Below are 26,068 nucleotides of genomic sequence, written 5' to 3' on the forward strand. Positions count from 1 at the left end.
GCAGGGGGCAAGGATTAGATGGGGAGTTTTCGGACTTGGGCTAGTTGCATTTCCACAGGGACATCAATTGCACGCAACTTGGAAATCCCAATTGATCGCTGTCCATTTTTTTGCATGGTGCTGCAGTTGTCCCAAACCAATGAACCTGGGCCGTTATAGGCCAATATAGCAGAGTTGCGCGGGGTCCGTTGGATAACGATTAGGTGTTGGGGTTCGTGTCTGAGAGCGACGCGATCTATTTGGGTGAACTTGATTTCAACCTGCACGCCCGATGGGCTGACTGCATCAAACCCTTTGTTCGATGCAGTGACCAAATCTAATTCAAAGGCATAAGCTGCGATTGCCTCGCCAATGCTGCCGACAAGGTGCCCATCAGGCCGAAAACTGCGACCTTCGAACATTTGTTCTAATTTTTCGCAGGCGCTATAGATCGCGTCCAATTGTTCTTTAACAATTGCCCAATCAGCGGTCATTTGGGGTCCGTAGACTTATAGCTTTCCCACATGTCAGGCCGACGTTCTTTGGTCAGGTCCTCGGCCTTCTCCCTACGCCATTTTTCGATGTTGCCGTGGTGGCCAGAGGTGAGGACTTCGGGGATTTCTAATCCGCGCCACGTTTGCGGGCGGGTGTATTGGGGGTGTTCCAGCAGGCCGTTGGAATGGCTTTCGTCCTCGATGCTTTCGGCGTTGCCCAGCACGCCGGGGATCAGGCGGACGGTGGCGTCGATCATGGCTTGGGCCGCCAATTCCCCGCCTGTCATGACGAAATCGCCTAGCGATACCTCTTGGATGCGGTAGGCGTCGATCACGCGTTGGTCGATGCCTTCGAAACGGCCACAAATCATGGTCAGACCGTCATAAGACGCCCATTCACGCGCCATCGCCTGATCAAACCGTTTGCCGCGTGGCGACAGGTAGATCAGAGGCATATTCCCGCGCGCAAATTGGCCCGCGTGCTGGATCGCGTCGTCCAGAACGTCGGGGCGGATGACCATGCCCGCGCCGCCGCCCGCAGGCGTATCATCGACGTTTTTATGTTTGCCGACCCCGAAATCGCGCAAATTGATCGTGCGCAGCGCCCATTTGCTGTCTTTCAACGCGCGGCCCGTCAGGCTTTCGCCCAGAACGCCTGGAAAGGCATCAGGCATCAGCGTGATGATTTGCGCCGTCCACGTGCCGACCCATTCGGGTTTTTCCGTCAACAGATCGGTCGGTTTCAGTGTCGGGCGAATAACCTTGCGGCCAAGAGCGCGGGGTTTTGGGGTATCGTCGGTCATGTCAGCGTCATAAGCAAAATTCAGGTCCTGCGCCAGCCGCCAAGCTGGGCCTTTTGTGCCAACGTATCTTTGGCATCGCGCAGGGCGTCATCGGATAGGTCAGATCGGTTGAGCGTTAGGAATTCGGACCACAGCGACTGCTCTGGCCCCTGATTGCCGCGCCCAACAGGGGTAAATCCCGTCAGATCGGTCCAGCCAAATAGGTTCAGCAGCGCCCCGCCCGGACCAAAGGCGTGGGTTTGGGAGTGTTCCAGCGGCAGGTCTGTCACGCAGTCGCCCAATGCGCCGCGCAGTTGGGAAAACACAGGGGCAAAATCCGTAGATGCGGCATAGCGGGTGCGATAGTCATCCCAGTCCAGCGTCAAACGCTGGCCTTTCAGGTGGTGACGGTAGGCTGAGAAAAGCCAATCATCTGCGCCGCGCGTTGTCAGAACGATTTCTAGGTGTTTGGTCTGGAACCGGTCCTTTAGAAATTCGGCGGTGTAGTCGATGATAACAGGCGCTGCGACATAGGTGTCGACTTTGGGCCAGCCGGGTAGGTGGCCGCACAACGCTTCGCAACTGATTAGAATATCGCGGTCATCGTCGGGCGTTTCTGCAAAAACGTCTGTCAGGCGGTCCACCAGATCGGCAAGCTCTAGCGGGTTACCCGTGCGTGAATAGCGGTGCGCGATCTGGGTCGCAGGTTTCATATGGCGCAGCATGAACAGATGCGCGCGTTCGTGGATCAGATCGCGGTTGAGCCAAAAGAAATGCTGGATCGAACTGGTGCCCGTTTTGTGAAATCCGGGGTGCAGTAAAATCCGGCGCGGTTTAGGCATCTGGGAACAAACCTTCGGGCGGATCGGCGATGATGCGGCCCGCGGTCAGATCCACAGTCGGCACGTTCGCCATGGTAAACGGCAGTAGGATCGTGGTTTTGTATCCTGCCTTGTGCACCTCTAGCAGATCGGTCGCGCCGTGGTTTTGCACCGCGCGCACTGCGCCCAGCAGGGTGCCGCCGGTGTCGAACACCTCTAGCCCGATCAGGTCGGCGTGGTAGAATTCGTCGTCAGGCAGCGTCGGCAAGACATGGCGTTCGGCATAGAGCGATGTGCCTTTTAACGCGTCGGCGTCCTCTTTCGTCACGATGCCGTCCATCCGTGCGGTCAGGCCGTTTTTGGTCATGCCAGTCAGGACGATCACGGGAAATGCGCGGCCGTCTTCGGTGTAAAGAGGCGTGTATTCGGCGATATCTTCTGGATTGGTGCAGTAGGATTTCAGGCGCACTTCGCCTTTGACACCAAAGGCACCAGCAATTGCACCAACGATCACACGGTCAGTCATGGTAGGCTCCTTGGCGAAATCTTGGGGTTAAGATTTGGCAAAACAGCCACAAAATCAATAGGAAACCGTTCGGCCCGCGTGGGGCCGAACGGTCTGTGCTGATTATTCTTCAGCAGCTTCTTCTGCAGCGGCAGCAGCTTTTTCAGCTTTTGCAGCAGCGCGTTCCTGTGCAGCTTTGCCTGGAACAGCTTTTTTCGGGTTGTTGCGCTCTTTCTTAGCAACAACGCCTGCAGCTTCTAGGAAACGCGATACACGGTCGGTAGGCTGTGCGCCTTGGTCCAGCCAGTACTGAACGCGTTCCATGTTCAGCTGAACGCGGTCTTCGCTGTCTTTTGCCAGCAGTGGGTTGTAGGTGCCCAGTTTTTCGATGAAACGGCCGTCGCGTGGCATGCGCGAGTCAGCTGCAACAACTGCGTAGTGAGGGCGTTTTTTCGAACCACCGCGAGCGAGACGGATTTTCATAGCCATGGGTTAATCTCCTTGAATGGCGTGGTAACGGCGCAGCGCCGTTAGGATTGGTGTTGTTTGTGGTGTTGGATCACTTCCTGAATGACGAAATTCAGGAATTTCTTAGCGAATTCAGGGTCCAGATCGGCCTGTTCCGCAAGGTCGGTCAACCGTTTGATCTGTGCCTCTTCGCGCACGGGATCAGACGGAGGAAGTTCGTTTTCAGCCTTTAGAACGCCCACCGCTTGGGTGTGTTTGAAACGTTCGGCCAAGGTAAACACAAGGATCGCATCCAGACGGTCGATGCTTTCGCGGTGGCCGCGCAGCAGAGCGGCAGCTTTTTCAACGGTGTCGGTCATTTACAGATCCTCTGGTTTCGGGTGGCGATACACCCAAACGGCTTTGCCTTCGGGTTGGGCGGCGGTTTCATCCAGAACTGCGCCTAGCTTTTCTGCCAGACGGGCGGAACGGGTGTTGCCGATGCCCACATAGCTGACCATCGTATCCCAATCCAGAACGCGCCATGCGTGATCGATGGCGGCGGCGGCGGCTTCGGTTGCGATGCCTGTGCCTTCTAGATTTGGATCCCAAATGGTCCAGCCAATTTCGTTTTCAGGCCAGTCACCCGGCGTCCATGGGCCGATCATGCCCAATGGGGTGTCGTCGCCTTTGCGGGTGACGATCCACATGCCATGGCCCAACATCGCCCAGTGACCGCATTCTGTCGCAAACATCCGCCACGCCCGACCATAGTCCAGCGGGCCGCCGATACCGGCAGCGCGGTCGGACATGAAAAATTCGATCGCAGTGTCGATGTCCGAAAGTTTGGGTTCGCGCAGAATAAGGCGCTGGGTTTCGATGGTTTCCATCGATTATTTCTTTTTCCCAAAGCCGGACAGACCGCCCGGTAGGCCGCCCATTCCGCCCATGCCAGGCATGCCGCCACCCAGACCGGGCAGTTTGCCGCCCAATGCTTTGGCCGCTTGTTCCATTGCCTTTGGGTCGTTCATGTCGGGCATGCCTTCGGGCATTCCGCCTTTGCCGAACATCTGTTTTACAGCCTGTTTCAGCGCGCCGCCTTTGCCCATTTTGCCCATCTTTTTCATGACGTCGGCCATCTGTTTCTGCTGTTTCAGCAGTTTGTTCAGTTCCGACACCTCTAGGCCTGCGCCTTTGGCAACGCGTTTTTTGCGGCTGGCCTGCATCAGTTCAGGGTTGGCGCGTTCTTTTTTGGTCATGGAATTGATCAGCGCGATCTGGCGACGCAGCATGATGTCGTCAAAGCCAGCCTCTTTGATCTTGCCAGCGTGTTTCGCCATGCCGGGCATCATGCCCATCAGGCTGTCCATGCCGCCCATCTTGATCATCTGTTCCAGCTGCATTTTCAGGTCGTTCATGTTGAAACGGCCTTTCTGGAACCGTTTCATCATGCGTTCGGCCTGTTCGACCTCTAGCGTCGCCTGCGCCTTTTCAACCAGCGCAACGATGTCGCCCATGCCCAGAATGCGGCCTGCGATACGTTCTGCTTCGAAGGTTTCGATCGCGTCCAGTTTTTCGCCCAGACCTACGAAACGGATCGGTTTGCCGGTGATCGCGCGCATCGATAGCGCCGCACCGCCACGGCCGTCACCGTCCATACGGGTCAGAACTACGCCCGACACGCCGATTTTGTCGTCGAATTCGGTCGCTACGTTCACGGCGTCCTGACCTGTCAGGCCGTCAACAACCAGCAGGGTTTCACGCGGGTTCACAACGTCGCGGACATCTGCGGCCTGTTGGATCAGTTCGGCATCGATGTGCAAACGACCCGCGGTATCTAGCATATAGATGTCATAGCCACCCAGCGACGCCTGTGTTTTCGCGCGTTTCGCAATGGCTACGGGGTCTTCGCCTTTGACGATCGGCAGGGTGTCGACGCCGATTTGCTGACCCAAGATCGCCAGCTGTTCCATCGCCGCAGGGCGGTTAACGTCCAGCGATGCCATCAGCACGCGTTTGCCGTCACGTTCTTTGAAACGTTTGGCCAATTTCGCGGTGGTGGTGGTTTTACCCGAACCTTGCAGACCAACCATCAGGATCGGCGCAGGTGGGGTGTCGACCTTTAGGCGGTCGTCGCCTTCGTCGCCGGACAGAACCGAAATCAGTTCGTCGTGAACGATTTTCACAACCTGCTGGCCGGGCGTGATCGATTTGGTGACCGCGCTGCCAGTGGCTTTGGATTCAACGGATTTGATGAACGACCGGACGACAGGCAGGGAAACGTCAGCCTCTAGCAGGGCAACGCGTACTTCGCGTAGGGCGGTTTTTACATCATCAGCGGACAGCGCGCCCTGTTTCGTCAGACGGTCAAAGACCCCGCCAAGGCGTTCGGATAGATTTTCAAACATGCCATGGCCCTCCAAAGACCTGTATAACTCACATGACCGACAGATAGGTGCCGACCGCTCAAACCACAATCGCGCCCATGGGCGCAACGCGCTGATGGACGGCGATCCCCCCATATAGGGAAGGGACCGGAAGACTCGGCTTCCGGGGGATTTGGGGGTCTGTTACGCCCGTATCACATTTGAGTCAAGCCAGCATGGGCTCTTGCGGGTGCTGGCAAAGCGCATAGATTAGAGCCAATTCAGAAAAGAGGCCGATTGTGATGGATCATTGGGACGAAGTGCGCACCGCATATCAAGTTGCGCGATTGGGCACGGTTAGCGGCGCCGCAGATGTTTTGGGCGTACACCATGCAACAGTCATTCGTCATATCGACGCGCTGGAGCAACGTCTGGGCGTAAAACTGTTTCAACGGCACGCGCGCGGATACAACCCGACCGAAGCTGGCAATGATCTGTTAAAGGTCGCCCAAGCCACCGATGATCAGTTTAGCCAATTGGGCGCGCGACTGCGCGGTCAGGGCGATGGCGTGTCGGGCGATCTGACTGTTACATCCTTGGCGTCTTTTTCCACGATGCTGACGCCAGTGTTGGTGAAATTCCAACAAGCTAACCCTGATTTGCGGGTGCGCTATCTAACAGGTGACCGTCTGTTCCGCCTGGAATACGGCGAAGCCCATGTCGCGATCCGCGCGGGCGCCGCACCAGATCAGCCTGATAACGTCGTGCAAAAGTTCATTAACCAACGGACCGCAATGGTCGCGTCCCAATCCTATATTGATCGCAAAGGCATGCCGACGTCAGACGAAGATTTGGTGAACCACGACTTCGTTAGCCACGACGACGACGCCAGCCGTGCGCCGTTCCATCAGTGGCTGATGAGCAAGGTGCCGTTGGATCGGATTGTCTATCGCACGATGGATAACCGTTCGATGCGCGATGCAATCGCGGCAGGGGCCGGCATCGGGTTTTTGCCGACATACGAAGTCCCGATGATGCCGGGTATCGTCAAAGTCATGGATGCACGCGACGAATGGTCGGCCGATCTATGGCTGGTGACGCATGTTGACTTGCACCGTACACCAAAGGTCAAACAGTTCCTGTCATTCTTGAAAGAGCAGGCTGGCACTTGGGACTAAAACTATCGGCCCAGATGCAGGGCCACGCCGCGATGTTGCTATTTTCGTTCGTCGTGGCGGGGTCTTTTTCGCTGGGCGGTAGTGTCGCGAATGATATCGCGCCAACGGCGTTCAATGCGATCCGGTTCTGGATCGCGGCGATTATATTAGGTGCGATAGCGATATATCAGGGCAACGCGGGTCGCGAACATTTTGCCAAACCGTGGCGCTATCTGGGCCTAGGGTCCATGTATGTGGCCTATTTCGTGCTGATGTTCGTGGGTCTGAAAACCGCGCCGCCCGTTAATGCGTCTGCTGTTTTCACGCTGACCCCGATTTTGGCGGCGATCTTTGGCATCTTTATCGTGCAGCAGGTCGTGTCGCGGCGGATCGCGATAGCTCTGGCCTTTGGCGGGGCGGGGGCGATCTGGGTTATCTTTCGCGGGGATATCGACGCGCTGATGGCGTTTCAGATCGGCAAAGGCGAAGCGATCTATTTCATCGGGGTTGTCAGCCACGCATTCTATACGCCCTTTGCCCGCCGATGGAATTTCGGCACGCCCGTGATCACGTATACGTTCGGCACGCTTTTGACTTCGGCGGTTTTGATCACGATTTACGCCTGGAATGATCTGATGGCGACCGATTGGGCCGCGCTGCGTCCGTTGGTTTGGGTCACGCTAATATATATCGCGGTGTTTGCGACGTCGCTTTCGTCACTGCTATTATTATTCGCCGCAATGCGCCTGCCGTCGTCCAAGGTGATGGCCTACACTTATTTGGTGCCGTCTTGGGTGATTGTGTGGGAAATGGTCCGCCACGGGTATCTGCCGCCTGTCATCGTGCTGGCAGGGGTGGGACTTACTCTGCTTGCGCTTCTGCTTCTTCTTCGGGAATGACGCCTTCGGACGCAAGGAACTGTTCGAACGCGTCCAAATCCAGTTCGTCCATCTGACCAAAGCCCTGCATCCAAACGCTAGCTTCGCGCAGGGCGTCGGGTTCCAGTTTGCACCATTTCACGCGGCCCCGTTTTTCCTGCGAAATCAACCCCGCATCCGCCAAAACGGTCAGGTGTTTGGAAATCGCGGCTAGCGACACGTCAAACGGTTCGGCTACGTCCGTGACGGCCATATCGTCCTCTAGCAGCATGGACAGGATCCTGCGGCGGGTAGGGTCGGCCAAAGCCATAAAGATGGTATCAAGTGATGCAGCCATAACAGCGATAAATGACACCCCGCGCAAAAGGTCAACCGATTGGTTGAATAACGCATTTGGGGCCCAATCAGGGCGTTTGGCGCGGCTTGACCGATTGTGGATAACCTTGGTGTTTGTGAAAGGTTATATTTATCAGTGGGTTAAGGTGCGACAATTTCGTGTTCACGGGTTGTTGACTCATTGCCCATCTCGCCATAGCAAGGCGCCAACCGAATGTGGGGCGAAACGTGACTACAGAACCTAAAGATCAGGATCGATTGAAGGCTCTGGAAAAACGGATCGAAGAGGCCAAGGCGGAAACGTCCGAAAGCCACCACATGAAGAAAGACTATTCCCAAGCGCAACACGCGTGGCGGATGGTTACCGAACTAGTGGCCGGTCTATTGATCGGTTTCGTCATCGGGTACGGATTGGACTACGCTTTTGGCACCAAGCCGATATTCCTGGTGATTTTCATTTTGCTGGGCTTTGCCGCCGGGGTGAAAACCGTGATTGGCTCTGCTCAGGAACTACAGACGCAACTGTTGGACAAAGAGTCCGGCAAAAACGGGGAAAAGTGACGTGGCAGACGCAGCACCAGGCGAAATCGTAATCAAGCCGTTTGACCAATTCATCGTGAAGCCACTGTTTGGCGGCACCGAAGTGCACTGGTACACGATCACCAATGTAACACTGTGGATGGCGCTGGCTGTTCTGTGCGTTGTCGGTCTGTTCGTTCTGGGCAGCCGCGGTCGTGCGATCGTACCATCGCGCAGCCAGTCGATCGGCGAACTGTTCTACGGTTTCATCTACAAAATGGTTGAAGACATCGCCGGCCACGACGGCGTGAAGTATTTCCCATACATCTTCACTGTTTTCCTGTTCATCTTCTTTGCGAACTTCCTTGGCCTGCTGCCAATGTCGTTCACGACAACCTCGCACATCGCAGTAACGGCTGTTCTGGGCTTTGGCGTGTTCATCATCGTGACCGTGATCGGTTTCGTGAAAAACGGCGCTGGCTTCTTGGGCCTGTTCTGGCCATCCGAAGCGCCAATGGCGCTGCGTCCGATCATCGCCGTGATCGAGGTTATTTCCTACTTCGTACGCCCTGTCAGCCACTCGATCCGTCTTGCCGGTAACATCACCGCAGGCCACGCAATGATCAAAGTGTTCGCAGGTTTCGCCGCTATCGCAGCTGTTGCTCCGCTGTCGGTTGTTGCTATCGCAGCAGTCTATGGCCTGGAAGTTCTGGTTGCAGGCATCCAAGCGTATGTATTCACCATTCTGACCTGCATCTATCTGAAAGATGCGCTGCACCCAGCGCACTAAGATAACCGCAAGTCTGAATTCACTATCCAGCCAATTCCATCGTAAGGAGATACAATCATGGAAGGCAATATCGCACAATTGGGTCAGTTCATCGGTGCTGGCCTGGGCGCAATCGGTTCCGGCTTGGCAGCTATCGGTGTTGGTAACGTTGCTGCAAACTACCTGTCGGGCGCTCTGCGCAACCCTTCGGCAGCTGCATCGCAGACCGCAACTCTGTTCATCGGTCTGGCATTCGCAGAAGCACTGGGCATCTTCTCGTTCCTGGTTGCTCTGCTGCTGATGTTCGCAGTCTAATCATCTGACGCATCCTTACGGTCGGGGCGCGCAGATCCTGCGCCCCCGATATTAACTAGGGTCCGACGGAGAGAGACGAGATGGCAGACACTACCACAGCGGTCGAACACGGTGGCGGCGCAGCAATGCCGCAGCTGGATCCATCGACCTTTTCGAACCAGATTTTCTGGCTTCTGGTCACGCTCGTCGTGATCTACTTCGTGCTGTCCCGCATTGCACTGCCGCGCATCAGCGCGGTTCTGGCAGAGCGGTCCGGAACGATCACTAACGATCTTGCTGCTGCTGAAGAGCTGAAAGCCAAAGCTGTTGAGGCCGAACAGGCATACAACAAAGCGCTGGCCGACGCCCGTGCAGAAGCATCCCGCATCGTTGACGAAACCAAAGCGCAAATTCAGGAAGACCTGAAAGCCGAGATGGCAAAAGCAGACGAGCAAATCTCTGCCAAAGCTGCCGAAGGCGAAAAGGCAATTGCTGAAATCCGCGCAAACGCACTGAATAGCGTTTCCGAAGTTGCCAAGGCTACGGCTGCGGAACTGGTCGCTGCGATGGGCGGTAAAGCTGACGACAAAGCGATTGACGCTGCTGTCGCTGAACAAGTGAAAGGCTGAGATTATGAAAAAGTTTCTGATCCCTGCTTTTGCTTTGATGGCGCAGCCTGCATTGGCCGCTAGCAAGAACCCATTTTCGGCAGATTTCTATTCGCTGTCGAACAGTGATCTGATCGTAACGCTGGCGTTTTTGCTGTTCGTTGGTGTTTTGGTCTACTTTAAGGTTCCTGGCAAAATCGGCGAAATGCTGGATGGCCGCGCTGACTCGATCAGCAAGGAACTGAACGAAGCCAAAGCCATTCGCGAAGAAGCTCAAGCCCTGCTGGCATCTTACGAGCGCAAGCAACAAGAAGTGCAGGAACAATCCGCACGTATCGTTGCAACCGCAAAAGAAGAAGCTGAAAAGGCTGCTGCTCAAGCGAAACTGGACATTGCTGAATCCGTTCAGCGCCGTCTGACTGCTGCACAAGAACAGATCGCAAACGCCGAAGCTTCGGCCGTGCGCGAAGTTCGCGACAGCGCAATCAACGTAGCTGTTTCTGCAGCACGTGACGTTGTGGCAAAGCAGATGACCGCTGCTTCGGCAAACAAACTGATCGACGACGCAATCGCAACCGTAGACGCAAAACTGCACTAAGGTTCGGTCGCTCCGATTTGAATGACCCCGTTGGTTCGCCCAGCGGGGTTTTTCGTTTGTTCGGTCCCATAAAAAAGGCCGCCCCAAAAGGGACGGCCGATGTTTTGGCGAAGGGTCTGATTAACCGTTCGGGATGATGACGATTTCCACGCGGCGGTTCTGTGCGCGGCCTGTTGGCGTCAGGTTGTCAGCTACAGGTGCGTCTTCGCCGCGGCCAAAGGCCTGAATGCGGTTTGCCGGCACGCCAGCGTTGATCAGAACCGAGGTCACAGCCTGTGCACGGCGTACAGACAGCTGTTGGTTATAGGATGCAGCGCCTGTGTTGTCGGTGTGGCCGACAACCTGAACGGTGGTGTTCGGATAGGCGTTGATCGAACGCGCAACGGTAAACAGGTCGTTTTGTAGCGCACCGGTTAGTGTGGCGCTGTCGGTTGCGAACAGGATGTCCTGTGGCATCGTCACGATCAGCTGTTCGCCAGTGTTCACGATAGACGCTTGGTTACCAAGTTGCGAACGCAGCTCTGCCTCTTGTTTGTCTAGGCTTGCGCCGCCAACAGCGCCCAAACCACCACCGATAGCAGCGCCCAAAATAGCGTTGCGGCGGCGTTCTTCGACGTTGTCACCAGATGCGATCCCGACGAGAGCGCCAAGGCCAGCACCAACAACAGCGCCGGTCTGGGTGTTACGGTTTGGGTTGTTTGGGTCGGTCATGGTACATGCCGAAACACCAACCAACGCTACGGTCGCAAAAGCAAGCGAAGTACGAGCAATCATAATAGGTCTTTCCAATCCAATCTGAGACGCAGGATTCCTGCGTCAATTGCCAAATCTATATGGTGCAAACGCGATTGTTATCCAATATCGCGCTGGTTTTACCCCCTGATTAGACGGTTTTCCGCCCATTGGACGCTTGCTTGATCCTGATGCTGGGGGCATACCCGATGGCATGGTTAAACAGCTTGATTACAAAACGATCCGCGAAATCTTTACTCGGTTTCAAGAGGCCGAGGCCGAACCGAAAGGCGAATTGGATCACGTGAACGCCTATACGCTGGTCGTTGCGGTGGCTTTGTCCGCGCAGGCGACCGACAAAGGCGTGAACCGCGCTACGGCCGAATTGTTCAAAATCGCCGATACCCCGCAAAAGATGCTGGAACTGGGCGAGGAACAGTTGATCGAACACATTAAAACGATCGGGCTGTATCGGAACAAGGCAAAGAACGTCATCAAGCTGAGCAAAATTTTGGTCGATGACTACGGCGGAGAGGTCCCAAATTCCCGCGCCGCATTGGAAAGCCTACCGGGGGTAGGGCGCAAAACCGCGAACGTTGTGCTGAACATGTGGTGGCATTATCCGTCGCAGGCCGTGGACACGCATATCTTTCGGTTTGGCAATCGGTCGGGCGTTGCCGTGGGTAAAGACGTTGTTGCCGTTGAACGTGCAATCGAAGACCACATCCCCGTCGATTTTTCGCTGCACGCTCACCACTGGATGATCTTGCACGGGCGGTATACTTGCACCGCCAGAAAACCCAAATGCGCGGCATGTCTGGTCCGCGATCTATGTATGTTTGAGGATAAAAACCTATGAAAAAGTTTCAGGTCGTCGGTATCGGCAACGCTATGGTTGACGTGTTGACCCGCGCCGAAGACGCATTTCTGGCCGATGCTGGCATTGAAAAAGGCATCATGCAGCTGATCGATATGGACCGCGCTGTCGATCTATATTCGCGTGTCGGCCCCGCCAAAGAGGTATCGGGCGGATCGGCAGCCAATACCATCGCGGGCATCGCGCATTTGGGCGGTAAAACGGCCTATGTGGGTAAGGTCAAAGACGACCAGCTGGGCGCGATCTTTGCCCACGACCTGCGTGCGCAGGGCGCTGTGTATGAAACCAAACTGGCGGGCAAAGACGCGCCGCAGGAAACGGGCCGCTGCATCGTGATCGTGACGCCAGACGGCGAACGGTCGATGAACACCTACTTGGGCGTGACCGAATTTTTGGAACCGTCGGACATCGACGAATCCATGATGGCGGACGCCGAATGGATTTACCTAGAGGGCTACCGTTTCGACGGTCCTGCCAGTCACGAAGCCTTTGCCAAAGCCATCGCAGCCTGCAAAGGCGCGGGCGGCAAGGTGTCGATCACTCTGTCCGATCCGTTCTGCGTCAGCCGTCACCGCGACGCGTTCCGCACCATGATCCAGAACGATGTGGATCTGTTGTTCTGTAACCGCGCGGAAATGTTGTCGATGTACGAAACCGATGATTTCGACGCAGCACTGGCGATGGCCGCGAAAGAGGTTGAAATCGTTGCCTGCACCGACAGCGAACATGGCGCGCATATCCTGTCGGGTGATCAGCGTTGGCTGGCCCCTGCGGTGCCGACCGATATTCAGGACGCGACAGGCGCGGGCGATCTGTTTGCGGGCGCCTTCCTGTGGGGTCTGACCAATGGTCATGATCTGGAAACCTGCGGCCGTATGGGCTGTGTCGCGGCAAGCGAAGTCATTAGCCACATCGGCGCACGTCCTGAAAGCGATCTAAAGGAATTGTTCACTAAGCACGGTCTATTGTGATTCCATCGCTCAGTTACTTGGTTCCGCCCTCGTCCGATCAATTCGGGCGGGGGCTTTTTCGTAAATAGGCTCTGGCACATGTGCGGGTGCGGGCCTACGTTCTGTGTAACGATTAGGAGTTTTCGATGACCAACCCACTGCTAGCTGACTGGAATACGCCATTTGGTTTGCCGCCCTTTGACCAGATTTCTGATGATGATTTCACGGCGGCGGTAGACGTCGCACTGGCCGATGCGCGTGCCAATTTCGCCGCGATCACCGCAAACCCTGATGTGACGTTTGAAAACACGATCGAAGCGACCGAAACCGCCACCGCAATGTTGGACCGCGTGATGGGCGCATTCTATGCGCTGGCAGGGGCCGATGCGAACGACAAACGGGAATCGCTGATGCGCGACTTTTCCCCGAAAATGTCCGAATTCTGGTCCGAGGTCACATCGAACGAAGCCCTATTCGCGCGGGTTCAACAACTGTGGGATCAGCGCGATGACCTAGACTTAACCGACGAACAACAGCGTCTGTTGTACCTGTCGCATCGCGGGTTCGTACGGGCGGGCGCGCAGCTGACTGGCGCGGATGCTGATCGGTTGAAAGAGGTGAAAACGCGTCTGTCCGTGCTGGGCACGCAGTTCACTCAAAACCTGCTGGCTGATGAACGGTCGTGGTTCATGCCCGTGTCTGAAACCCAAATCGCGGATATGCCCGATTACGTCAAATCGGCCCTACGTGCGGCGGGCAAGGACAAAGACCAGGATGGCCCTGTTGTGACCCTGTCTCGTTCGGTCATCGTGCCGTTCCTGCAAACCTGTCCAGACCGCGAATTGCGCCGCAAAGCGTATGAGGCATGGACGGCCCGCGGCGCCAACGGCGGGGAAACCGACAACCGCGCAATTGCTGCCGAAATTCTGGCCTTGCGCAAGGAACGCGCGAACCTGCTGGGCTACGTCGATTTCGCCCATTACAAACTGGAAACCGAAATGGCGGGCACGCCCGATGCCGTGCGCGATCTGCTGATGAACGTGTGGGAACCAGCCAAGGCCGCTGCCACCAGCGACGCCGCCGTTTTGGAAACCATGCTGCACAACGATGGCAATCAGGGCCCGTTAGAGGCTTGGGATTGGCATTACTACTCCGCCATTCGCCGCAAAGCCGAACATGATTTGGACGAGGCAGAGGTCAAACCCTATTTCCAGCTAGACCGCATGATCGAAGCGCAGTTTGCCTGTGCCAACCGTTTGTTCGGTCTGGAATTCGCCGCCGTTGACGGCCCGAAATACCACCCCGATGTGCGCCTGTTTGAAGTAACCCGCAACGGCGAACATGTGGCGCTGTTCTTGGGTGATTATTTCGCGCGCGGATCGAAACGGTCGGGCGCGTGGTGTAGCGCGATGCGGTCTCAGCAAAAATTGGCGGGGGATATCCGCCCGATTGTGATCAACGTCTGCAACTTTGCCAAACCAGCGGACGGCGAACCCGCGCTGTTGTCCTATGACGATGCGCGCACCCTGTTCCACGAATTCGGTCACGCGTTGCACCAGATGCTGTCGAACGTAACCTACGAATCCATGTCGGGCACCAGCGTGGCACGTGATTTCGTGGAATTGCCCAGTCAGCTGTATGAACACTGGTTAGAAGTGCCAGAGGTTCTGGCCGAATTCGCCGTGAACCCAGCAGGGGACGCGATGCCGCAGGATTTGCTGGATAAAGTGTTGGGCGCTGCGACCTATGACATGGGGTTCCAAACAGTGGAATATGTCGCCTCGGCCATTGTGGATCTGGAATTCCATTTGGGCGATCCGCCCGCCGATCCGATGCAAAAACAGGCCGAAGTATTGGAAAATATCGGAATGCCATCCGCTATCCGAATGCGCCACGCGACCCCGCATTTCGCGCATGTATTTTCAGGCGATGGATATTCCAGCGGCTACTACAGCTACATGTGGTCCGAGGTGATGGACGCAGACGCCTTTGCCGCGTTCGAAGAGGCCGGAAACCCGTTCGATCCCGACACCGCCAAATCGCTAGAGGCGAACATTCTGTCCGTTGGCGGCACGGTGGATGCAGCCGACCTATACACGCGGTTCCGTGGCCGTTTGCCGGGGGTAGAGGCTCTGCTTAAGGGCAGGGGCCTGGTCGCGGCGTGATGCGCCGTTGGATCATCGCCCTCTTCGTCGTTCTTGGCGTTGCGGCTTGTTCGCAGCGCCCTGATTTCGATGTCTTAAACCCGATTGATCCAGGCGATGCCGAAACTGAAATCGTGCGCGTCTACGTTGCCACGACCCGTGCCCGCGACGTGGATACGGGCCAATGGAACGGTAATCCGGACTATGTCGTGCGGCACATGTATTATGATGTTTCAGTGCCAGAAAACCGCGCGGACGGAGAGATTAATTTCCCATCCGATTTTCCCGATTTAACAAATGAATACGCCGTTGTCGGGCAGGGCGATCTGGATGCGGATACGTTTTACCGCGCTGTGAAAACCGCAAAGGCGCAAAGCGATACCCAAGAGGTTGGCGTTTTCGTTCACGGCTATAATGCACGGTTTCAAGAGGCGGTTTACAGGTTGGCCCAGTTGTCCGCCGATGCCGGCGAAGGCGGCGTTCCGATCCTGTTCACTTGGCCATCTGCGGGCAATCCGCTTGAATATATCGGCGATAGGCAGGCAGCGTTATTTTCCCGCGATGCCTTGGCCGATTTGATGGATGAATTGACCGATCAAACGGGGCAAACCATGGTCTTTGCGCATTCCATGGGTAGTTTTCTAACGATGGAGGCGCTGCGCACGTTGCGATTGGAAAACGACGCGGCGACGTTGGATCGTTTGAACATTATTATGGCCGCGCCTGATATTGATCCCTTTGTCTTTGCACAGCAGATGCAGACCGTTGGTCGGATGCGTGAACCGTTGGTTTTGTTGGTCTCGCCCGAAGATCGGGCATTGGGCCTATCGGCGCAAATCAGCGGTGGGCGTGATCGTTTAGGGCGGTTGGCTGTGGATGATCCGACGATTGCCTCTGCACCGTGGTTTGATCAGGTTGTGGTCATCGACATCACTGCAGTGAATTCTGATCCAATGGGGCACAGCCGTTTTATTAACGTTGCCAGCCTGTATTCAGATTTGCAGGGCAACGATACAGGTAGGCCGGATTTGTCGACCGGCACGGCCTTTGTGTTCAATCAATTCGGTGGCGGTGCGCTGCGGCAGGTCGTGTTTGGTCAGTGATGGCGTGTGTCGTCTGGATGGGGCTGCACGCCGATGGGGTCTTTGTGGATCAGCACATCAGCGTTGGGATGTGCCTCGACTATTTTGCGGCGCAAGGCCGCGCCGATGGCGTGGGCGTCTTCTAGCGACTGTTTACCGTCCAATTCGATATGCAGGTTCACGAAGACGCGGCTCCCTGCTTTGCGGGTTTTTAGATCATGAAACCCGTGTACACCTGCGAAATTGCCGGCGATGCCTGCAATAGAGGCAACCGTGTCATCATCAGCGGCGCGATCCATCAGGGCATCCCATGCACCTTTGCCGATTTTAACGGCGCCGCCGATCATAATCAGCGCGGCCAAAACAGCGACGACATTATCAATGTAGCCGATCCCGAACTGGCGATTGGCCCACAGCGCGATGATCGCCCCAATGGCTGGGATCAAATCGCCAATGTAGTGCAGGCTATCGGCGGCAACGACGCGGTTGCCCGTCCGTTTTGACACGAATGCCTGATAACTGACCAAGGCGACCGTCAAAACGATCGATAGAACCATCACAGACATGCCTGCCATTTCATTTTCAATCGCACCGCTGCTGCCTGACATGAACCGCACACCTGCGGCTGCCAAGATCGCAAAGGCAGACACGATGATGAATGCCGATTGCCCCAATGCGGCTAGATCTTCGGCGCTAGAATGTCCAAAGGCATGATCGTAGTCGGCAGGTTTTGCCGCATAGGCAATGGCAGCCAAACCGCCCATCGACATCAGCAGGTCTAAGGCGCTGTCGGCCAAAGTCGCTGCAATCGACAGCGACCCTGTCTGGCTAAGCGCCCATAGTTTTGCCAGCACCAAACTGACTGCGACACAGACGGAAAAGACCCCTGCAGACAGGTTTAATCGGTTCGGATTGGACATGGGCCGCGTCCTTTTTTCAGGGGGTATGTTTCAGACTTAGTCTAAAACTTCGTCTTCTCCAACGCCCCAAAGCGCGGTTTTTGGTGCCCATCCACGATAACCGCCTGTTCGAATTTTGCACCAATCCAATGTGCATTCGTCGATGCGGGCGACCACGCCGGATTCCAGCAATGCGTTCTGCGGGCTGGTTTCATCAGGGCGCGCGAATAGGGGCTGCATGTCCGTGTCTATGATGACGGTGCGTACGCCAGACAGCATGATGTAGTGAACCCAGCCGCCCATACCGTCACGGTCCACAACGCGGCGCCAGTTTTCATATTCGGCTGTGACGCGCAGCGGCATATCGCGGCGGGTGAACACCCAATCAATGCGGTGCGTGGTCGATGGACCGCGACGGACGTTGGCTTCGTTCGCTTTGAGCGACACAAATCGCGGCATCGGCAGGCCTGTGATGGGGCCAGTTTCCGTCCCGATTTCTAGATTTTCGGATTGGCCAACCGCAGGTAGTGCAAGAATAATCGCCAAAGCGGTCATAAAACCGCGCAAAACACTGAACATTCTGTCACCTGTATGATTGTTGCTGCGCTGCGGCAGGTTGCTGCTCTTGTATCGCGCCGATCATACGGGCAATCTGCCATTAACCGCAGCAATTGAAAAGCAGCAGAAAGGGCGAAGATGCCGGGTAAACAATTGAGTGTTGTTGTCACGCGACGGTTGCCCGAAGCTGTCGAGGCCCGCATGTCCGAATTATTCGATGTGCGTTTGCGTAACGACGACACTTGGCTGTCGCGGTCAGAGTTACTGGCGCGGGTCAGAGGTGTGGACATTCTGGTGCCGACCCTTACTGACACAATCGATGCCGAGGTTTTGGATGCGGCAGGGCCATCGTTAAAACTGATCGCCAACTATGGCGCAGGCGTTGATCACATCGACGTCGAAGGCGCGCGCAGCCGCGGCATCATGGTAACCAACACGCCCGACGTGATGACCGAAGATACCGCCGATATGGCGTTGGCGCTGATCCTATCGGTCGTGCGCCGCATCCCCGAAGGCATGGCGCAAATGCAAAAGGGCGATTGGAACGGCTGGTCCCCGACCGCGATGATGGGCGGGCGCATCGGTGGGCGCAAATTGGGTATCTTAGGTATGGGGCGTATTGGTCAGGCGCTGGCGCGGCGGGCGTCCGCTTTGGGCATGTCGATCTATTATCACAACCGCCGCCGACTGCGCACGGAAACCGAACAGGCGTTGGGCGCGACCTACTGGGAAAGCCTGGATCAAATGGTGGCCAATATGGACGTTATTTCGATTAACTGCCCCCACACCCCCGGGACGTTTCATCTGATGAACGCGCGCCGTTTGAAACTGATGAAACCGTCGGCTGTGATCGTGAATACCTCGCGCGGCGAAGTCATTGATGAAAACGCGCTGACCCGCATGTTACGCGCGGGCGAAATCGCGGGTGCCGGTCTGGATGTGTTCGAACATGGCACCGAAGTGAACCCGCGTCTGCGCGAACTGCAAAATGTTGTGCTGCTACCCCATATGGGATCGGCCACCGTCGAAGGGCGGATTGAAATGGGCGAACGAGTGATCCTAAACGCCTATACGTTTGCCGACGGTCACAGGCCGCCCGATATGGTTCTGCCCGAAATGATCTAACCTGAACAAAGTTGGAGGAGCGATGTTCACAGGAGAGGTAAAAACAGCCATAGACCGCGCGGTTCTATGTTGGCTGGCGACGGTTGACAATCAAGGTCAGCCAAATGTGAGCCCCAAGGAAATTTTCTGCGCCCCATCCGAAACAGAGCTCATGATCGCCGAAATTGCGAGCCCTGTTTCCCATCGGAACATCGGCCAGAACAGCAAGGTTTGCGTCAGTTTCGTCGATGTGTTTCGTCAAAAAGGGTACAAGGTGTATGGGGATGCGCGGCTGATTGCGGCGGATACGCCGGAATATGATGATCGCGCAGCGCCACTGATCGCGATGGCGGGGCCCAATTTCAAAGTGCGGTCGATCATTTTAGTCGATGCCATCCGCGTTTCGCCGATTGTCGCGCCGAGTTATACAAAATTCCCTGACACGTCCGAGGCGCAGAAAATTAAGGAAGCGTTTAAAACCTACGGTGTGCGGGCCGTTGATTAGGCCGACCCATTGGGGCGGGTCAAAATATAGGTTGCTGCCCCGATCAAACAGACCGCTTGGGCCGTTAGTGCCGTGGCGGGCAAGCGCAAATATAGGCTAAGCCCGAACGCAGCCGCCATCATTGATAATCCCATGGCTTTGTAGCGTGGGGCGATCGCACCGTTCTTGCGCCAATCCAAAATCATCGGGCCAAAGGTGCGGTGATTGATAAGCCATAGTTCCACCGTGCGGCTGCCTTTGCCAAATAAAAAAGCGGCTAAAATGATAAAGGGTGTCGTTGGGACAATTGGCAAGACCACGCCGATCAGCCCCGCGATCAACGCAAGCGACCCCAGCGCCATCCAGATCAGGCGCATCATAGGGTTTCGGGATAGGGGGCGGGGATCAACTGTCATACTAGACAGTATAGAACGGCCCCCGCATTTTTGCAGGGGCCGAAGTGTGCGATTTCGCAGGTATTAGTTCTGCAATTGACGCAGAAGGCGTTCGCCGGGCAAATCAGCGCCCAACACCTGCACGCGGGCGTCGCGCGCAAAGCCGTTGATCAAGGCGCGATAATACCCTTCGCCTGAATTGATGGCGCTACTGACCAAAGCGCCCGTTGTGGTTTGCGACGGATCGCCGACGGCAACCTGAATGGCGTATGTACCCAACAATGCGTCGCCATCGACAACACGGACGGAACCCGACAGGGTCGACTGGTCGCGCCCGAATGCTGTGGTTGTCGATCCCGCTACATTCAAACGCGCCACGTCTACAATCATCTGAACACCGCTAGGGTCCATTCGGTCCACGAATTCAGTTTCCAGAACGGTGCGTAGATCACCAGATAGGGCGCTGCTGTAATTCGCGGCGCGGTTGCTATCAAAAGCAGTGCCTTGAGTGTTCACGGTCACGCTGCTGAATTGCAGGGTTTGGCGCAATTCGCGTGCGATCGGGTTGCTGCTGGCTAGGGGCGTACAGGCGGAAATCGCAATGGCGGAGGCGAGGGCAAAGAATGCTCTGCGGTTCATTTATAAATACCTTTCTTATCTACCCGAGAGGGTAGTGCAGCATCCACAAATGACAAAAAGGCCCCACATACAATGGGGCCCTTTTCACGAACTATTACGATGCGTGTCAGACTAGCGGTAAACCTGATCTTCGGTCGGGAAGGCGCGGGATTTCACGTCCTCGGCGTAGCGTTTTACGCTGTCTTCGATCATCGGGCCTAACTGTCCGTAAACTTTGACGAATTTCGGGGTCCACGGGTTCAGGCCCAGCATGTCCTCTAGCACCAGAATTTGGCCGTCACAGTCAGCCGATGCGCCGATGCCAATGGTCGGGATGTCGATCTGTTTAGTGATCTTGGCGGCCAATGGTTCGACCATGCCCTCTAGAACGACGGCAAAGGCGCCAGCCTCGGCCACGGCTTTGGCGTCTTCTTCGTGTAGGGGCCAGCTGTCTTCTTCGCGGCCTTGAGTTTTGAACCCGCCCATGACGTGCGACGATTGCGGCGTCAGGCCGATGTGCGCCATCACAGGAATGCCGCGTTCGACCAAAAAGCGGATGGTTTCCGCCATGCGTTTGCCGCCCTCAAGTTTCACCGCGCCGCAGCCAGTTTCTTTCATGATTTTGGCAGCGTTACGGAAGGCGACGTTTGGGCTTTCCTCGTAGGTGCCGAATGGCATGTCGACGACGATCAGAGCCTTTTGCGTGCCGCGAACGACCGCTTTGCCGTGCATGATCATCAGGTCCAGCGGGACGCCAACGGTGGATTCCATGCCGTGCATGACCATGCCCAGACTGTCGCCCACCAGAATGAAATCCGCGAATTTATCGACGATGGCCGCTGTGTGCGCGTGATAGCTGGTCAGGGACACGATCGGATCGCCGCCTTTGCGGCGGGCGATTTGCGGCACCGTATTGCGGCGGATGGTTTCGGTCTGAGCGCTCATAGGGTGATCTCCCTTTGGTCAATAAGCATGATGGGATCATCTTCGGGTCCAAAAATGGCCGAGATCATAATCCCGATGGTCCCGTTCGGTTTGCCGTCGATAGGGGCAAGCGTCAGGGCCTGAACGATGTCCACGACCAGATCGCGGGCTCGTGGTTCGCGGGCGACGGTATCACGGATTGCGGTTTCAATCCCAGCGACATCATGCCCCGCCAGCGCAGCCGCATCAGCCGCAGCCAGCGATTGCGATAATACGACAGCCGCAGCGCGGTCCTGCGGTGTCAGGCGCATATTGCGCGACGACATGGCCAGCCCGTCGTCTTCGCGGACTGTTGGAACGCCGTGGACGGATAGGGGCATGTCTAGATCAATCGCCATGCGGCGGATAACCTGTAGCTGCTGGTAATCCTTTTCGCCGAAATAGGCGTTGTCGGGTTGCACGATATTGAACAGTTTGGTCACAACCGTGCATACGCCGCGGTAGTGCCCAGGACGCACCTGACCGTGCAGCATATTCGCCAGTTTCGTGGTTTCCACGATGGTTTCGGCGCCAGCAGGGTACATCACATCAACCGACGGCAGAAATAGGATATCAACGCCAGCGGAGGTCAGTAGGGCCTGATCGGCCTCTTCGGTGCGGGGGTAGTTATCTAGATCAGCCGATGCCCCAAATTGGGTCGGGTTGACGAAAATCGACACCACGACCGCGTCGTTCGCCGATTTAGCGGCGGCCACCAGCGACATATGCCCCGCATGCAGCGCGCCCATCGTTGGGACAAACCCCACGGTTTCGCCCGCACTGCGTTTCAAACGCACCGCCTGTCGCAAGTCACTGATCGTGCGGCAAATCTGCATTGTTCCCCCCAGTGTTTGGTGCAGGTTTATCCGCCCCGCCGCGATGCGGCAAGTTGGACGATCGGGGAATATCGCTAACGGTACGTCATAACCTGTCGGTTTTGTGCGTTTGTGTGTCGTCTGGTTCAATTGCGCCGCGCCGATTTGGGGCATTGTGGCCCCAAGTCCAATCGGGAGTCGCTTTTATGAAAACCCATGTTCGTGCTCTAGTCGTCGGTGGCGGCGCCATCGGCACTTCGATCGCTTATCACCTTGCCAAGGCTGGCTGGGACGATGTCATGTTGCTGGAACGGGACGAATTGACGTCCGGTTCGACGTGGCACGCGGCTGGCCTGTTGCCTTTGTTCAACATGTCCTATGCGACAACCCATATCCACAAATACTCGGTCGATCTGTATAAGACGCTAGAGGAAGAAACCGGCCTGAACGCTGGTTTTTCGATTTGCGGCAACCTGCGTATGGCTCAGACCCAAGAGCGCATGGATGAATACATGCTGTATTCGTCGGTCGCGGAAACTGCAGACGTTTACCACGAATTTATGACTCCTGCGCAGATCAAAGAACGCTGGCCTTTGGTCCGGACTGAGGACCTGAAAGGTGCGCTGTTCCACCCGCAGGACGGTTACATCAACCCCGCAGACGTCACCATGGCAATGGCCAAAGGTGCCCGTCAGCGCGGCGTTCTGATCGAACGTAAATGGCAGGTTGATGGCTACAAATGGGTTGGCGACCATTGGGAAGTCACTGTCACCAAAATGGGCGAACGCGGCGGTAACCTAGTTCCGACCGAAGAACAGACCGTGATCCACGCAGAACACGTTGTAACCGCGACGGGTAACCACGCGCAGCGCACTGCAAAACTGCTGGGCATCAAAATCCCTGCAATCCCTGTGGAACACCAGTTCATCGTGACCGAACCAGACCCAGAGCTGGTCGCCTACCGCGAAGCTGGCAATCCAGAGCACCCAGTTCTGCGCGATGCTGACGCGAAATGGTACGTTCGCGAAGAGCGCGGCGGCTGGATCCTAGGCCCGTATGAGCGCAACGCGCCTGCCTGTTTCCAATACGGCGTGCCTGATAGTTTCCGCGCGGACCTGTTCCCGCTGGATCTGGAACGTATCGAAGAAGAATACATGTCCATGATCCACCGTATTCCGTCGTCGGAAACGGTCGGCCTAAAAGACGATTTCAACGGCCCGATCTGCTATACGCCTGACGGTAACCCTCTGGTTGGTCCTGCACCGGGCCTGCGCAACATGTGGCTGGCCGAAGGGTTCAGCTTTGGCATTACCGCAGCGGGCGGTACGGGGTATTATCTGGCGCAAATGATGGTCGAAGGCGAAGCCGAGATCGACATGGCGTCGCTTGATCCGAAACGCTACGGCAGCTGGATGACCACCGAATACGGCGTGAAAAAGAACGAAGAGTGCTATGAGCACGTCTACATTCTGCACCACCCAGATGAGGAACGCGAAGCGGCCCGCCCATTGCGCACCGCACCAGCATATGACCGTCAAAAAGCCAAAGGCGCGCAATTCGGTCAGGTCAATGGTTGGGAACGCCCGAACTATTACGGCCCGCTGGATGCGCCTGAATCGTTCGACCATGACAGCCGTAGCTTCCGCCGCGGTGAATGGTGGCAGTACGCGATGGAAGAGGCGAAAGCCGTCCGCGAAACCGCTGGTCTGATCGACGCAACTGCGTTCACCAAACACATCGTCAAAGGCCCAGGCGCGACCCAATTCTTGGATTGGTTCACCTGTAACAAACTGCCCAAAGTGGGCCGTATCAACCTGACCTACGCGCTGACCGATGCGGGCACCACCCGCACCGAATACACCATCGTGCGTTTGGCCGAGGATGAATATTACCTTGTGTCCGCTGGAGCATGGACTGACTACGACGCTGATTTCCTGCGCAAAGCGGCAGAAGATAAGGCGCCTGAATTCGGCTACATCGAAATCCAGAACGTCACGACGCAGTGGGGCGTGTTCGCCATCGCAGGTCCAAAATCGCGCGACATTCTGAAAGAGGTTCTACGCGACGCGGACGTCGAAACGGCGCTGTCGAACAAACGGTTCCCATGGCTGTCGGCTCGTCAGATCGAACTGGGCATGTGCCCAGTGAACGCGATCCGCGTGGCCTATACAGGCGAATTGGGTTGGGAATTGCACCACCCGATCGAAATGCAGAACTACCTGTGGGATCTGCTGGTGCCTGTGCTGGAAAAACACGGCGGTAAACTGGTTGGCGCGCGTGCGCAAAACTGGCTGCGTCAGGAAAAATCCTACCGTGCGTTCGGCACCGAACTGGGCCGCGATGCGACCCCGCTAGAGGCTGACCTGCCGCGCTTTGTTGACCTGTCCAAGGAATTCAACGGCAAGGCCGCGATGGAAGCCAAAGGTATCCGTTCGAAATGCGTTACATTGCTGATCGACGGTCCCGCAGACGCCGACCCGTGGGGCAAAGAAGCGCTGCGTGATGCGAATGGCGATTACGCTGGTCGTCTGACCTCGGGCGGGTATTCCGTGCACTTTGGCAAACAGATCGGCATGGGCTACGTGAAACCCGAACTGGCCGAACTGGGCACCAAACTAAAGGTCAAAATCATGGGCGAACTGTATGACGCGGAAATCGTCGAAGACAGCCCCTATGATCCAAAGAACGCAAACATCCGCGTGGATGGCTAAAACGAAAAGGGCGCCCAATCGGGCGCCCTTTGATTTTGTACGGCTAGGGATCGATTAGGACGGAATGTCGCCTTCGATGCCTTCGACGTAAAAGAACATGCCAGCCAGATCGCCATCGTTTGCGACCTCACCTTCGGCCAACCAAACGGTGCCGTCTTGTTTGGTGATTGGGCCAGTGAACGGGTGGTAATCGCCCGTTGCGATCGCGTCGCGCATGGCTTCTGCTTCGGCTTTGTATTCTGCTGGAACGACGTCGGATACTTCGCCGATGCCAACCATGCCGGTGCCGATACCATCCCAAGTGTTGGTCGACGTCCAAGTGCCGTCGATAACAGCTTGAACGCGGTCGATGTAGTATGGTGCCCAGTTGTCGATGATCGACGAAATGCGCGGCATTGGGCCGTATTCTGCCATGTCAGCCGCCTGACCGAATGTGTAAACGCCACCAGCCTCTTTCGCGGCTTGATGCGGCGCGGTGGAATCGGTGTGCTGCAGAACAACGTCACAGCCCTGTTCAATCAGCGCTTTGGCTGCGTCTGCTTCTTTCGCTGGGTTCAGCCATTCAAAGATCCAGATGATCTTGAATTCGACGTCTGGGTTGACCTTTTTCGCGTGCAGATAGGATGCGTTGATGCCGCGAATAACCTCTGGGATCGGCACGGATGCGATGTAGCCGATTTTGTTGGTTTGGGTCACGCGGCCAGCCAGCGTACCTTGGATTGCGCGGCCTTCGTAGAAACGCGCCGAATAGACCGACACGTTATCTGCCTGTTTGTAGCCGGTTGCGTGTTCAAACACGGTGTTCGGGAAATTGGCCGCAACGTTGATGGTTGGGTCCATGAAACCAAACGAGGTGGTGAAAATGATGTCAGCACCCGAACGTGCCATTTGGGTGATCGCGCGTTCTGCGTCTGGGCCCTCTGGCACGGATTCTTGGTACATGAATTCGATGGCGTCACCGAAATGCTCTACCATTTCCATGGCCGAATGGTGGTGGTGCTGGGTCCAGCCGCCATCATTGATTGGGCCAACGTAGATGAAACCAACTTTGGTTTTTTCCTGTGCGCGAGCTGGCAGGCCAGTCACAGCAGCCATCGCTGCGGCAGCACCCGAGGCAAGTAGCGTTCTGCGTTTCATATTTCAAACTCCCAAGTAGGACATTGTTTTTGGTTTTTGATCCACC

Annotated in this window: 31 protein-coding genes; 14 read left to right on the top strand and 17 right to left on the bottom strand. The window is 56.3% G+C overall.

Annotated features, from left to right (window positions below; translation table 11 throughout):
- Positions 1–14: 14 nt before the first annotated feature.
- From BVC71_RS01705 to ffh, 8 genes are all read right to left on the bottom strand, one after another.
- Positions 15–473: a DUF6998 domain-containing protein gene (locus BVC71_RS01705; protein ID WP_086449906.1), complete on the bottom strand. Its 459-nt coding sequence runs from the start codon at positions 471–473 to the stop codon at positions 15–17.
- A complete protein-coding gene (gene trmD / locus BVC71_RS01710) occupies positions 470–1,276 on the bottom strand; it encodes a tRNA (guanosine(37)-N1)-methyltransferase TrmD (RefSeq protein ID WP_086449907.1) in 807 nt (268 codons plus the stop codon). Before trmD ends, BVC71_RS01705 begins: the two co-directional genes overlap by 4 nt.
- A gap of 20 nt (positions 1,277–1,296) precedes the next feature.
- Positions 1,297–2,097, bottom strand: coding sequence for a hypothetical protein (locus BVC71_RS01715; RefSeq protein ID WP_086449908.1), 801 nt, complete (start codon positions 2,095–2,097; stop codon positions 1,297–1,299).
- Entirely contained in the window at positions 2,090–2,602 is a 513-nt protein-coding gene (gene rimM, locus BVC71_RS01720; protein ID WP_086449909.1) for a ribosome maturation factor RimM, read from the bottom strand. The genes BVC71_RS01715 and rimM overlap by 8 nt, the downstream gene beginning before the upstream one ends.
- Positions 2,603–2,704: 102 nt before the next feature.
- Positions 2,705–3,070 (bottom strand): 30S ribosomal protein S16, encoded by a 366-nt coding sequence (gene rpsP / locus BVC71_RS01725; protein ID WP_086449910.1) that lies wholly within the window; start codon positions 3,068–3,070, stop codon positions 2,705–2,707.
- Between the two features lie 41 nt (positions 3,071–3,111).
- A complete protein-coding gene (locus tag BVC71_RS01730) occupies positions 3,112–3,408 on the bottom strand; it encodes a chorismate mutase (protein ID WP_086449911.1) in 297 nt (98 codons plus the stop codon).
- Entirely contained in the window at positions 3,409–3,918 is a 510-nt protein-coding gene (locus tag BVC71_RS01735) for a GNAT family N-acetyltransferase (protein WP_086449912.1), read from the bottom strand.
- Between the two features lie 3 nt (positions 3,919–3,921).
- Positions 3,922–5,436, bottom strand: coding sequence for a signal recognition particle protein (ffh, locus tag BVC71_RS01740; protein ID WP_086449913.1), 1,515 nt, complete (start codon positions 5,434–5,436; stop codon positions 3,922–3,924).
- A gap of 260 nt (positions 5,437–5,696) precedes the next feature.
- Here ffh and BVC71_RS01745 point away from each other — a divergent pair, with 260 nt between their 5' ends.
- Positions 5,697–6,572: a LysR family transcriptional regulator gene (locus BVC71_RS01745; protein WP_086449914.1), complete on the top strand. Its 876-nt coding sequence runs from the start codon at positions 5,697–5,699 to the stop codon at positions 6,570–6,572.
- Positions 6,563–7,450, top strand: coding sequence for a DMT family transporter (locus BVC71_RS01750; RefSeq protein WP_338036446.1), 888 nt, complete (start codon positions 6,563–6,565; stop codon positions 7,448–7,450). The genes BVC71_RS01745 and BVC71_RS01750 overlap by 10 nt, the downstream gene beginning before the upstream one ends.
- Here BVC71_RS01750 and BVC71_RS01755 read toward each other — a convergent pair.
- Positions 7,413–7,766 (bottom strand): ArsR/SmtB family transcription factor, encoded by a 354-nt coding sequence (locus BVC71_RS01755; protein WP_165767701.1) that lies wholly within the window; start codon positions 7,764–7,766, stop codon positions 7,413–7,415. The two genes, BVC71_RS01750 and BVC71_RS01755, sit on opposite strands and share 38 nt — an antisense overlap.
- Before the next feature lie 227 nt (positions 7,767–7,993).
- On the opposite strand from BVC71_RS01755, the gene BVC71_RS01760 reads away from it, so the two are divergent.
- The 5 genes from BVC71_RS01760 (at position 7,994) to BVC71_RS01780 (ending at position 10,553) form a co-directional block, all read left to right on the top strand.
- Positions 7,994–8,326, top strand: a complete 333-nt coding sequence (locus BVC71_RS01760) for an AtpZ/AtpI family protein (protein WP_240516746.1) — start codon at positions 7,994–7,996, stop codon at positions 8,324–8,326.
- A 1-nt stretch (position 8,327) separates the two neighbouring features.
- The gene (locus BVC71_RS01765; protein WP_086449916.1) at positions 8,328–9,074 is read left to right on the top strand and encodes a F0F1 ATP synthase subunit A; all 747 of its coding nucleotides are present in this window, start codon (positions 8,328–8,330) and stop codon (positions 9,072–9,074) included.
- Between the two features lie 57 nt (positions 9,075–9,131).
- Positions 9,132–9,368, top strand: a complete 237-nt coding sequence (locus BVC71_RS01770; protein WP_067550029.1) for a F0F1 ATP synthase subunit C — start codon at positions 9,132–9,134, stop codon at positions 9,366–9,368.
- 80 nt (positions 9,369–9,448) lie between these two features.
- Positions 9,449–9,976 carry a F0F1 ATP synthase subunit B' gene (locus tag BVC71_RS01775; RefSeq protein ID WP_086449917.1) on the top strand — a complete coding sequence of 176 codons (528 nt, stop codon included), beginning with the start codon at positions 9,449–9,451 and terminating at the stop codon, positions 9,974–9,976.
- 4 nt (positions 9,977–9,980) lie between these two features.
- Positions 9,981–10,553, top strand: a complete 573-nt coding sequence (locus tag BVC71_RS01780; RefSeq protein WP_086449918.1) for a F0F1 ATP synthase subunit B — start codon at positions 9,981–9,983, stop codon at positions 10,551–10,553.
- A 120-nt stretch (positions 10,554–10,673) separates the two neighbouring features.
- Here BVC71_RS01780 and BVC71_RS01785 read toward each other — a convergent pair whose 3' ends face one another.
- A complete protein-coding gene (locus BVC71_RS01785) occupies positions 10,674–11,327 on the bottom strand; it encodes a YiaD family glycine zipper/OmpA-like lipoprotein (RefSeq protein WP_086449919.1) in 654 nt (217 codons plus the stop codon).
- A 172-nt stretch (positions 11,328–11,499) separates the two neighbouring features.
- Here BVC71_RS01785 and nth point away from each other — a divergent pair, with 172 nt between their 5' ends.
- The 4 genes from nth (at position 11,500) to BVC71_RS01805 (ending at position 16,359) form a co-directional block, all read left to right on the top strand.
- On the top strand, positions 11,500–12,144 hold the full coding sequence (gene nth / locus BVC71_RS01790) for an endonuclease III (RefSeq protein ID WP_086449920.1): 645 nt from the start codon (positions 11,500–11,502) through the stop codon (positions 12,142–12,144).
- Positions 12,141–13,133, top strand: coding sequence for an adenosine kinase (locus BVC71_RS01795; protein ID WP_086449921.1), 993 nt, complete (start codon positions 12,141–12,143; stop codon positions 13,131–13,133). The genes nth and BVC71_RS01795 overlap by 4 nt, the downstream gene beginning before the upstream one ends.
- A 125-nt stretch (positions 13,134–13,258) precedes the next feature.
- Positions 13,259–15,277, top strand: coding sequence for a M3 family metallopeptidase (locus BVC71_RS01800; protein WP_086449922.1), 2,019 nt, complete (start codon positions 13,259–13,261; stop codon positions 15,275–15,277).
- Positions 15,277–16,359 (top strand): alpha/beta hydrolase, encoded by a 1,083-nt coding sequence (locus BVC71_RS01805; RefSeq protein ID WP_086449923.1) that lies wholly within the window; start codon positions 15,277–15,279, stop codon positions 16,357–16,359. Before BVC71_RS01800 ends, BVC71_RS01805 begins: the two co-directional genes overlap by 1 nt.
- Here BVC71_RS01805 and BVC71_RS01810 read toward each other — a convergent pair.
- Together BVC71_RS01810 and BVC71_RS01815 are read right to left on the bottom strand one after the other, a co-directional pair.
- Complete coding sequence (locus BVC71_RS01810) at positions 16,353–17,258, bottom strand: cation diffusion facilitator family transporter (protein ID WP_086449924.1); 906 nt, start codon at positions 17,256–17,258, stop codon at positions 16,353–16,355. The genes BVC71_RS01805 and BVC71_RS01810 overlap by 7 nt on opposite strands.
- A gap of 36 nt (positions 17,259–17,294) precedes the next feature.
- The gene (locus tag BVC71_RS01815) at positions 17,295–17,816 is read right to left on the bottom strand and encodes an SH3 domain-containing protein (protein ID WP_086449925.1); all 522 of its coding nucleotides are present in this window, start codon (positions 17,814–17,816) and stop codon (positions 17,295–17,297) included.
- Between the two features lie 117 nt (positions 17,817–17,933).
- Here BVC71_RS01815 and BVC71_RS01820 point away from each other — a divergent pair, with 117 nt between their 5' ends.
- Both BVC71_RS01820 and BVC71_RS01825 read left to right on the top strand, forming a co-directional pair.
- Positions 17,934–18,920 carry a 2-hydroxyacid dehydrogenase gene (locus BVC71_RS01820; protein ID WP_086449926.1) on the top strand — a complete coding sequence of 329 codons (987 nt, stop codon included), beginning with the start codon at positions 17,934–17,936 and terminating at the stop codon, positions 18,918–18,920.
- Between the two features lie 22 nt (positions 18,921–18,942).
- Entirely contained in the window at positions 18,943–19,404 is a 462-nt protein-coding gene (locus BVC71_RS01825) for a pyridoxamine 5'-phosphate oxidase family protein (protein ID WP_086449927.1), read from the top strand.
- Here BVC71_RS01825 and BVC71_RS01830 read toward each other — a convergent pair.
- The 4 genes from BVC71_RS01830 to panC form a co-directional block, all read right to left on the bottom strand.
- On the bottom strand, positions 19,401–19,799 hold the full coding sequence (locus BVC71_RS01830; protein WP_240516747.1) for a YbaN family protein: 399 nt from the start codon (positions 19,797–19,799) through the stop codon (positions 19,401–19,403). The genes BVC71_RS01825 and BVC71_RS01830 overlap by 4 nt on opposite strands.
- 63 nt (positions 19,800–19,862) lie before the next feature.
- A complete protein-coding gene (locus tag BVC71_RS01835) occupies positions 19,863–20,417 on the bottom strand; it encodes a hypothetical protein (protein WP_086449928.1) in 555 nt (184 codons plus the stop codon).
- 111 nt (positions 20,418–20,528) lie between these two features.
- A complete protein-coding gene (gene panB / locus BVC71_RS01840; protein ID WP_086449929.1) occupies positions 20,529–21,341 on the bottom strand; it encodes a 3-methyl-2-oxobutanoate hydroxymethyltransferase in 813 nt (270 codons plus the stop codon).
- Positions 21,338–22,348: a pantoate--beta-alanine ligase gene (gene panC, locus BVC71_RS01845; protein WP_338036447.1), complete on the bottom strand. Its 1,011-nt coding sequence runs from the start codon at positions 22,346–22,348 to the stop codon at positions 21,338–21,340. The genes panB and panC overlap by 4 nt, the downstream gene beginning before the upstream one ends.
- Positions 22,349–22,380: 32 nt before the next feature.
- On the opposite strand from panC, the gene BVC71_RS01850 reads away from it, so the two are divergent.
- A complete protein-coding gene (locus tag BVC71_RS01850; protein WP_086449930.1) occupies positions 22,381–24,885 on the top strand; it encodes a GcvT family protein in 2,505 nt (834 codons plus the stop codon).
- 54 nt (positions 24,886–24,939) lie between these two features.
- Here BVC71_RS01850 and BVC71_RS01855 read toward each other — a convergent pair whose 3' ends face one another.
- Positions 24,940–26,022: a BMP family ABC transporter substrate-binding protein gene (locus BVC71_RS01855; protein WP_086449931.1), complete on the bottom strand. Its 1,083-nt coding sequence runs from the start codon at positions 26,020–26,022 to the stop codon at positions 24,940–24,942.
- Positions 26,023–26,068: the final 46 nt, after the last annotated feature.

The organism is Marivivens niveibacter (assembly GCF_002150005.2).
Lineage (GTDB): Bacteria > Pseudomonadota > Alphaproteobacteria > Rhodobacterales > Rhodobacteraceae > Marivivens > Marivivens niveibacter.